Origin of the sequence: Microcoleus sp. PH2017_05_CCC_O_A, assembly GCF_020738785.1 — a bacterium.
GTDB lineage: Bacteria > Cyanobacteriota > Cyanobacteriia > Cyanobacteriales > Microcoleaceae > Microcoleus.
This window is the reverse complement of sequence record NZ_JAEQCB010000123.1, coordinates 1-9,840: the sequence shown is the minus strand read 5'-3', so window position 1 is coordinate 9,840 and position 9,840 is coordinate 1. Positions and strand designations below refer to the sequence as shown.

The following is a 9,840-nucleotide window of genomic DNA, read 5'->3' as shown; positions in this document are numbered from 1 at the left end:
GCAGACATTTTTATCGGTTTCTGCTGTGGCTAAGGCTTCGGCAAACTGCCCCGACTGGATGAATATATTTACGGTTAATTGTTCAAAGCTAACTAATTTGTCGGTGAGTTGCTGTTGGGTGAGTTGGGAATAGTTTTGCTGTTTCAGCAAGCGTTGCAATAAGTCGGTGGCATCTCGTTGTAATTTATTGGCTTCGTCAGTTTGTTTTAAGCTGACTAAGGTTTTGATTAATTTCTGCAAAACTTGTAGATGCAGTTGCAGGAAAGTATCTTTTGTGAGAGTTTTGAGGGCTTCTTTGTAGCTGGTGGCGGCTTTATTCCAATAGGTATAGGGGGAATTGAGTTTTCCTCGGCTATAATGAGCATTTCCTAGTTCTTTATATAGGCTTCCATATCCTCCGGGGTGGGTATTTTGTAGGCAATACTCTAAGCCTGCTTTTAATGTTAATATTTGTCCTTCATAGCCGCGCTGTGTCAGGTTGTGAGTTAAGAGAGTTCTGGTAACAGGTGGAGATTTAGGGAATTTTGCTTGTAAGATTTCATAAACTACCTGGTTATATCTAGGTGCGTTGCTGACTGCTATACTCCGATTAATCCAGGCTTCGTGGTCATCTGGTTTGAATTCTAAGGCTTTGTCGTAGGAGGCGATCGATCTGGTTTGAATTCTAAGGCTTTGTCGTAGGAGGCGATCGCATCTTCAAGCCTGCCTAAATTACCCAGTGCAATGCCCCGATTGTACCAGGCACGGTGAAAATCTGGTTTGATTTCTAAGGCTTTATTCCAGGAGGCGATCGCATCTTCTAGCCTGCCTAATTCACCCAGTGCACAGCCCCGACAGTACCAGGCTTGGTGATAATCTGGTTTAATTTTTAAACCTTTGTCATAGGAGATAATTGCCCCTTCTAAATCGTTTAAATCATATTCCTTTTCACCCCGATCGCACCAAGCTTCAGCCTCTCCATCAACATCCTCACCCCCCTCATCCGAAACTAGCGGAAACTCAACCAAAATCTCCCTACCAAAATTCCCCGCCACCTCTCCCAATTCCCCACCCGCAACTCCACCCAATAACTCCAACCTGCGCGCCAATTCCTGAAGCGATACCACCGCATCCGCAGACGCTGTACTCCCCTGCGCGCCCTCAAACAATCGATCGCCAAACCTCCGCAACCAAGCCGCCAACTCACCATTTTTAATTTGTTTTGCGATTAAGAATCCCGCAACACCGCCTCTTCCCCAGCCCTGATTCACCCCTTCGAGAAGTTCCATCAACTTCGCCTCGTATTCCGCATCAGTCAAAGTTGGAAGAACCCCCCTCAGTCCCCCCTTGCTAAGGGGGGAAGCAAGATTTGTTCCCTTTTTCCCCCCGCTGTTGCTAAGGGGGGAAGCAAGATTTGTTCCCTCTTTCCCCCCGCTGTTGCTAAGGGGGGAAGCAAGATTTTCTTTCTTGTCCCCCCCCTTACCAAGGGGGGGCCAGGGGGGGTTAAAATACTGAGTATAAGCGCACAAAATCCGCTGAATTAATTGTTTGAGGAATCGCCAAATTTTATCTAACATTGGTGAGATGGTGAGGCGGTTTGTTTTTGTTATTGTAGCAATAATTGTGGGGATTCGCGATCGCCTTGAGTACCCGGCGGTTGAAACCGCGTCTACACAAACAATGTCCGCCGACGCGGACTAAGAGATCAGAGATATTTGAGTCACTGTAGGGTGCGTCGCTATGAGATTGTTGCTTTTTTTTCAGATATTTTCGAGGGCGACGCACCCTACAAATATCATCTGTCAATTCAACGCGGGGGCTGCGCCTTCTACTGGCCTCACAATTGCGGGTTTATTCGTAGATTTTGGCTGAAAAAGTGCCTTCAGTGCCTTGTCGAGATTCTCCGCCATCACAATTCGGTTTTCGTAGGCAACAATCACTCTAATTAAAGTTGGCAAACTATTGCGTTCAGCCTCTAAATAAAAAGGTTCTACGTACAGCAAAGATTGTTCGATCGGAATTACTAATAAATTGCCTTGAATCGCCTTTGACCCCTGCCGATTCCACAGAGATATTTGTTCGGAAATCACCGGATCTTGGTTGATTAAAGCTTCTATCTGTTCCGGGCCGTAAACTAATCGCTGTTTGGGGAATTGATACAATAGCAATTTACCATAATCATCATCATCCGATCGCCCTGCAATCCAAGCAATTAAATTATTACGACTGACTGGCGTAAATGGCAATAGCAAAATAAACTCTTCTGATGTTTCTGTCGGTAGTTTTGTAATCAAATAATACGGTTCTACGGGCTGCTGTTTGCCACCATAAATCTCATTAGGAACGCGCCACAAATCCTCCCGATTGTAAAATACCTGCGGATCTTCCATGTGATAAGTTAACAACCGTTCCGATTGAATGCTCAACAAATCTACGGGATATCTAATGTGTTTGCGGAGTGCCGGAGGCATTTTGTCCAGGGGTTTGAAGAGTCCGGGAAAGATAGCCATCCAACTCTTAATAATCGGATCGGAAGGATTGCTAACGTAGAAGTTGACAGAGCCGTTGTAGGCGTCAATGACGACTTTTACCGGGTTGCGGATGTAGTTAAATTCATTGCTTCCTGGATCTGAATAAGGGTAGCGATCGCTCGCTGTATAGCCATCGATAATCCAGTAAAGATAGTTGGGAGATTTATCGTTTACCGAGGGTGAAGGTTTAATCTTGTTGCCAATTTTATCCGGTTTTTTTTCGATTTCGCCTTTGCTGAGATTGGCGTTTGCTACTACCAAATACGGGTCGGAATCGTAGCGCAAAAAAGGAGCAATCGCCCGGACTCTTTTGTTAATATTGCGGCGATAAAGTAACTTAGTTTCGGGTGTGAAATTGCGGGTTAGCGCCATTTGCCAATTTTTGAGATAACTCGCAAACAGCAAGCGCTTCCATAGAGAGTCGATCGCAATTCCGCCCGTACCGCTGTAGGTATTGTAAACATTGTCTTGGCCGCTGGGATAGTCGAATTCCTTGACTTTTGTCGGTGCGATGGCGTCTGTATCGGTGACTTCGCCGTAGTAAATGCGCGGATAGCCGATCGGGATACTGGCCCGAATGCTATCTTTCGTGACATCTAAAGTAGTGTCTCCTGTCTGGGCTGTAACTCCAATATCCTTGACAAAATAATCGGGTAAACCGCCGGCACCGACTGTGTTTACGGGAGATAGAGTAAAGCCGTAACCGTGAGTGTACACGAGGTGTTCGTTTACCCAAGTTTGAGCTTCCGGCGCCACCGCTGTGTAATCTAATTCCCGCGCCGCCAGAATTACTTGCTGGCTTTCCACATCTCCCTTTTTTGCTGTGGCGTTTTTGATTGTATAGCGATCGATATCAGCATCAGGAAATGTATAATAAGGTCGAATTTGCTGTAACTGTCGGTTGGCTTGCAGCAGTGGCTGTTTGTCCCACAGCCGGATGTTGCTAATAGTAAGTTGATTTTTTTCTAAGTCTTGATATGTAAGTTTTCCGCCTGGATCGAAGGTTTTGATTTCAATTTTCTTGAGGTCAAAAGCTTGTTGAGTAAAGGCAATGCTGCGCTGGATGTAGGGCTGTTCGCGGGCTAGTTCGTTGGGTTTGACTATCAGTTGCTGCACGATTTTTGGCAGCAGCAAACCTAGAGATATACTTAAAGTTAAAAATGCTAAGATGATTTTTTTTAAGTTATTATTGTTGATGTTTAATTGGAAAACAGGCCAAAGCATGAAAAGTGCGATCGCCCCAGCCACCACACTCAAAAAGCCATAGACGGGAAGCCGCACTGTCACGTCAGCGTAACCAGCCCCGTAGGTAACGTCTCCGCGCGAGTACAGCAAGGTGTAACAGCCCAGCCAGTACCGGAGCGAGATGGCTACCATGCAAGCTGCTCCCAAGCCGTACAAGTGCCGCTGTTGCGATCGCGAAAACCCCAAAAATATCCCTTGACTCAGGCTGTTTCCAGACAGCAAATAGGTTAAAGTGCAAGATACTAAACCGTACACAGATACAACAGTCAGCCCGAAACTTAGTAATTCTAAGATGGGCAAGATAAATACATAAAAGCTAATATCTTGATTAAAAATCGGGTCGGTGATGTTAAAATTAGTAGGGTGGAAATAGTGTAAAAGTTTAGTCCAGCGACTAGCGGCAATTATCCCGATCGCCAAACTGAGCAAAAGAGCGATCGCCCGCAACCAAAAATCCGGCTTAATTGCTACAGCGAACATCATCCCCAGCAGCAAGCCCAACTGCCACCAATCAGACGATAGCTGCACCACGCCAACCTGGATTGACTTAAATCCGAAGTGAATTGGCGGCGCAGACAAACCCCCGACTATCCTAAAATCGCCGATGCTACCGGTGGCTAAGAGCCCGCAGTGAATTACTGTTAAACTGGCGATCGCACTTAATCCAAATATCGCCAACAACAGCCAGGGAAACGCAATTTGAGATTTAGCAGCAGGTGATTGATGATTTTTCTTCGTGTTTTTGCCACTTGCGGGCGCGATTAACTGCCTAAAAACAGGTGATTTAATGTTTTCGGTGGGAAGTTGCAGGCGGCGGGCTAGGGCTAAATTTCCGAAGAAGAAGGCGGAAGATACCAAAAGTGCGATCGCGCCCAGCAACCCTTGAGTTTTCAGTTTTAACAGCAAAACCTGAAGATATCCAACTTCCTCAAACCACAGCATTTCTGCCACAATCCGCGAGGAAAACTCAAAAACTAACCACAGCCCTACAAGCAATAGAATTAATTGATGAATTCGCTTAAGTTGTTAGTTGTTAGTTGTTAGTTGTTAGTTGTTAGTTGTTAGTTGTTAGTTGTTAGTTGTTAGTTGTTAGTTGTTAGTTGTTAGTTGTTAGTTGTTAAACTGGTTCCCAGGCTCTGCCAGGGAACCGATATCGAGAGGCTCTGCCTCATCCAAAAATGGAGGCAGAACCTCCGAATCTGCGTTACCAGGCTCCAGCCTGGTAACAAGTAATATTTTTTGCGGTTACATCTCACATCTTGCCGCATTCTCAATAACAGGCAAGATGCCTGTTCCACAAAAAATAAATTTTCTTGTGGGATGGGCATCCTGCCCGTCCGTGAAAGGCTAGTTAAGAATGGTGCAAGATATCAGTTACATCGGAATTATACAGTGCTGTCCCCGCTCGCGCGACTCGCCAGCAGGGACAGCAATGCACAAAATGATCGTTCCAATGCAAACAGAAAGGATATAAAACCCTAAATTTGAGTTAAGAAACCCCATTACTTAATGAGCAAATGGGTAAGTCCTAATTACATTAAAAGCTGATGCAAAACATCACCAATGACAACTGTCAACTGTCAACTGTCAACTGTCAACTGTTAACTGTACTGCTGATTGACATCAACATCCAAATTAAACAGAGTTTGCAAAGTGTGCATCGCTTGTCGGCGCGCCTCAATATCCTGCTGCGCCCGCAACTGCACCATCGGATCGTGCAAAATCTTATTCACAATCCCTCTTGTTAAAGATTCAATCACATCTTGATGTTTCTCCGAAAACTCGGAACCCAGACGCGATAAAGCTTTTTCTAACTCTTGTTCTCGAATTAATTCGATCTTATCCCGCAAACAGCTAATGGTAGGAACAGTTTCTAGACTGCGCCACCAGACATCAAAAGCCTCGACTTCCTGTTCCAGCAAGCCCTCAGCTTCCATTGCCATTTTGCGGCGGCTTTCGTGATTTTGAGCTACCACTGCTTTCAAATCGTCCACATTAAACGACTTGACGTTATCCAATTCCTTAGCATCCGAGTCAACGTTGCGCGGCACAGAAATGTCCACCAACATCAAAGGGCGATCGGGTTTTAAGACAGCTTCTAATTTAGCTTTATTTAACAGCGGATCTGTAGCGGCTGTACTGGTAAACACCAAGTCAGAATCCCCAATTACCTGCATCATGTCCGAGAGCAAATGCAAGTGCAGTGTAGCATCTTTAAACAAACCGGCCAATTCCTCAGCGCCTCGCATCGATCGATTGACGATCGCAATATGACTCGCTCCTTTCGACAGCAAATGCTGCACCAACAAGCGCGACATCTTCCCAGCACCGATAATTGCAATCCGGCTAGTTGCTAAATGCTGACCTTTTAATTGAGCTAATTCCGCCGCCGCCGAAGAAATCGAAACCGCACCAGTACCAATGCTAGTTTCTGTGCGAACACGTTTCCCGGCTGTCAAAGCTTGCTTAAACAAACGTTCTAAAATTCTGCCAACACCTTTGTACTGCTGGGCGAGTTTGTGAGTTTGTTTCACCTGAGCCAAAATTTGTCCTTCTCCGAGCACCAAACTGTCGAGGCCCGCAGACACTCGCATCAAGTGCATCACCGCATCTTCGTGCAGCAAAATGAACAGGTGAGGGCGCAAAGACTGCAAAGGAAGTTTACTGCATTCCGAAAGGAACTGCATCACTTCTCGCACTCCCGGCTCTGACTCTGTGGTAACGATATAAATTTCTAAACGGTTGCAAGTGCTGAGGATTGCAACTTCTTGAATGTGGGGGTAGCCGCGCAATTGGGCGATCGCCGCTTCAATCTTTTGTTCTGGAATGCTGAGTTTTTCCCGAACTTCAACCGGCGCTGTTTTGTGGCTGAGACCTACGACTGCAATATTCATATCTGTCATTTGTCACTATTTATTTCTTAGTTATCTACAGTCACCTGTGATTAACTCTTAGTTTATCGCTAATTGTTAATCACTGGTGACTGTCAACGGTTAATAGTCAAAAATTAACATTTAAAATTTAACTGTTAACCGCTAACTAATGATTATTTCAATTGCAGAGATTTAGGCTGGTCAAACATATGGATTGTATCCACAAACCGAGCAGTCTTCGACTGAGAAGAAATAATCAAACTTTCAGTACGAGCGCCGCCACCAAAGAAGCGAACTCCTTCCATCAGCGTTCCGGGAGTAATTCCGCAAGCCGCAAACAGAACTGTTTCTCCAGATGCCAATTCTTCAGCATTGTAGATCTTGTCTGGATCTGTGATGCCCATTGATGTAAGTCGAGCGATATTGCTCTCTTTACTTTCACCGATCAAACCAGTTTTTACAACAGCCGGATCGTAAATTAACTGTCCTTGGAAGTGACCGCCCAAACAGCGCATGGCTGCTGCGGAAATCACACCTTCAGGTGCAGCACCAATACCCATCAGGGCGTGGATGTTGGAACCAGAAAACGCACAAGAAATCGCAGCAGAAACGTCGCCGTCGCTGATCAGTCGAACTCTTGCACCAGCTTGGCGAATTTCATTAATTAAATCTTTGTGACGAGGGCGATCCATCACCACAACCACCAAATCTTCAACACTACGGCCGAGACAATCAGAGATAATTTTGAGGTTTTCGGTTGGTGTCTTGCGAATATCTACATGATTTCTGGCAGCCGCAGGAGCAGCCAATTTGTTCATGTAGAAATCGGGAGCAGCAAACAAACCGCCTTTTTCAGAGATTGCCAAAACAGCCATCGAACCGTTTTGACCGTAAGCAACCAGGTTAGTACCTTCGCAAGGGTCAACAGCGATATCAATTTCGATCAATTCATCTATGTTGCAGACATCTTTAGCATCTTCACGAGTACAAATACCCACTTGTTCGCCGATGTAAAGCATGGGTGCGTCATCGCGTTCGCCTTCACCGATCACGATGCGGCCGCGCATATGAATTTTGTTCATCCGCTCGCGCATTGCTTCTACAGCCACTCTGTCGGCTTCATCTTTCTCGCCTTTGCCCATCAATCGAGCGGAGGCGATGGCTGCCTGCTCAACTACTTCGATAATCTCTAAACCGATTGCATTATCCACGAACTATATACTCCCAACTAAGTCTTGCGTGCCTTGTGCTTTTTGCACTCCCAGCCATCAAGTTTATCAGAGGCGGGGATCTGTGCGAGCGCAAGCAGTTGGTTTGTTTGTGTTAACTTTTACTTCTTTGAGACTGGGGCTGATAAATTGGGCAAAATAAGCTGAAGGCTCGATCGCCCGAATGCTTGACTCTTGCGATGGCGATCGTCTTACACAGGCGGGCCCGATCGTCCAAGAGCGGACTCTCGGAGGCGGAGGCGATCCCAGGCGTAAGTTGCGATAGTCATGGTAAATCAGGCGTCCCACAATCGAGATACACTCTAAGTGTATGAGCTGGGAGCAAGAAAAAATGATGATGAAAGCCCAAGATATTATGACAAAGGAAGTTGTCACCATTCGTGGTTCGGCAACGGTAGCTGAAGCAGTGGCGATGATGAACGAACTGTGTCTGCGCGCGCTAATTGTGGAACGCCGCCACGAACAAGACGCCTATGGCATAGTCACAGAAACGGATATTGTTTACAAAGTAACAGCCTACGGAGTAGACCCGCAAAAAGTCCGCGTCTTCGAGATTATGACCAAACCGTGCATCACGGTGAATCCCGACTTGGGCGTGGAATATGTGGCGAGGTTGTTCGCCAATACCCGCATCCGTCGAGCTCCGGTGATTAAGGACAAACTGCTGGGCATTATTTCGGTAACGGATATTTTGACAAAAAGTGATTTTGTTGAGAAGCCGAAGAGTGTTGTCTTTGAGGATGAAATTCAAAAGGCGATCGCCGATGCTAGAACAGTCTGTTCAGAGAAAGGTGCTACTTCTAAACAGTGCGCGGTAGCTTGGGACATCGTAGAGGAAATGCAGGCTGAGGCCGCTCACCAGCGATCGATCAAGCTTGAAAAAACGGCTTTTGATGAGTATTGCGAAGAGAATCCCGACGCGGCCGAAGCCCGGATGTACGACAGTTAATTTAGTCAGTTGACAGTTGACAGTTGACAGTTGACAGTTGACAGTTGACAGAAGGTAGAAAGCTGAATTTTTAATTATGCCTTCTACCATCTGCTTTCAAATACTAACGATCTCGCTGGTAAGCTTTAAAGTTTGTTTTGAAAGAGTTCAATAACCTGTTGCCACGCATCAGCAGCAGCTTCTCTGTATCCTATTATATTAGGATGGTGTGCTAAAAACGGGTACTTATCTACGAACAATCCACCAAAGAATCCATGTCCTGCATCGTATCGAAATACACGATGATTGATTTGATGTTTCTGTAATTCTGCCTCAATTTTTTGGTTTTCTTCCTGTGAAACCAATGTATCCTTCGTACCAAAAAATGTATAAATCGTGCCTTTGATTGCCGATGTGCGATCGATAGTTGGAGTATATTCTCCATAGCTAGAAGTTGTAATCCCCCCGCCATAAAACGAAGCAGTTGCTTTGATATCCTGTAAGGTTGCAGCCATATAAGCAATATGACCACCAAAGCAAAAACCAATGCAGCCAATAGAATCAGCTTTAACGTTGGGTAATGTGTTTAGATAGGCAATAGTTGCTTGAATATCGCTGAATATTTCCCAATATTTGACTTGTTGATAGTATTGCAACCCCAATTGGTAAGCTTCTGGACTATAACCAATATCTGGTTCGCTAAACCCAAATTCAAAACCGGGAGCAATACGTTGATACATCGCAGGTGCAATTGCTATATATCCTTGTTGTGCTATCAATTCGGTAATATCCCGAATATTTTCATTGACACCAAAGATTTCGTGAAACACAATAACCGCAGCAAAAATTCCCTTTTCTACTGGTTGGGCTAAGTAAGCATCGATTTGTAAGTTGTTGTTAAGGATTTTGACTGTTGTGGTATTAATTTCGCTATTTTTCATTTGCTTTTTCCAGCTTCGCTCGTTCAGTTTTCTAATCCTGCTCATAGCTTAGAAAATTGGCGATTCTGAATTCTAGAAAAAAATTGCGGGATTTTGGTAGATTATTGCGATCGC

Annotated in this window: 8 protein-coding genes; 1 reads left to right on the top strand and 7 read right to left on the bottom strand. The window is 45.2% G+C overall.

The annotated features are described in order from the left end of the window. The 6 genes from JGK20_RS24555 to JGK20_RS24530 form a co-directional block, all read right to left on the bottom strand. The coding region (locus tag JGK20_RS24555) for a hypothetical protein (RefSeq protein WP_293232464.1) at nt 1-240 on the bottom strand (240 nt) is incomplete at its 3' end. Between the two features lie 383 nt (nt 241-623). Beyond that, nucleotides 624-1,298, bottom strand: a complete 675-nt coding sequence (locus tag JGK20_RS24550; protein ID WP_293232462.1) for a tetratricopeptide repeat protein — start codon at nt 1,296-1,298, stop codon at nt 624-626. Nucleotides 1,299-1,781: 483 nt separating this feature from the next. Next, on the bottom strand, nt 1,782-4,769 hold the full coding sequence (locus tag JGK20_RS24545; RefSeq protein ID WP_293232470.1) for a UPF0182 family protein: 2,988 nt from the start codon (nt 4,767-4,769) through the stop codon (nt 1,782-1,784). Between the two features lie 587 nt (nt 4,770-5,356). Continuing rightward, nucleotides 5,357-6,649: a glutamyl-tRNA reductase gene (locus JGK20_RS24540; protein WP_293232460.1), complete on the bottom strand. Its 1,293-nt coding sequence runs from the start codon at nt 6,647-6,649 to the stop codon at nt 5,357-5,359. 152 nt (nt 6,650-6,801) lie between these two features. After that, nucleotides 6,802-7,839, bottom strand: coding sequence for a class II fructose-bisphosphatase (gene glpX / locus JGK20_RS24535; protein ID WP_293176740.1), 1,038 nt, complete (start codon nt 7,837-7,839; stop codon nt 6,802-6,804). A 66-nt stretch (nt 7,840-7,905) separates the two neighbouring features. Next, nucleotides 7,906-8,145 carry a hypothetical protein gene (locus JGK20_RS24530; protein ID WP_293189110.1) on the bottom strand — a complete coding sequence of 80 codons (240 nt, stop codon included), beginning with the start codon at nt 8,143-8,145 and terminating at the stop codon, nt 7,906-7,908. Nucleotides 8,146-8,188: 43 nt separating this feature from the next. Between JGK20_RS24530 and JGK20_RS24525 the strand changes: the two genes are divergently transcribed. Further along, nucleotides 8,189-8,806 (top strand): CP12 domain-containing protein, encoded by a 618-nt coding sequence (locus tag JGK20_RS24525; protein ID WP_293176760.1) that lies wholly within the window; start codon nt 8,189-8,191, stop codon nt 8,804-8,806. 125 nt (nt 8,807-8,931) lie between these two features. Here JGK20_RS24525 and JGK20_RS24520 read toward each other — a convergent pair whose 3' ends face one another. Next, nucleotides 8,932-9,726, bottom strand: coding sequence for a dienelactone hydrolase family protein (locus tag JGK20_RS24520; protein WP_363319244.1), 795 nt, complete (start codon nt 9,724-9,726; stop codon nt 8,932-8,934). Nucleotides 9,727-9,840 lie beyond the last annotated feature (114 nt).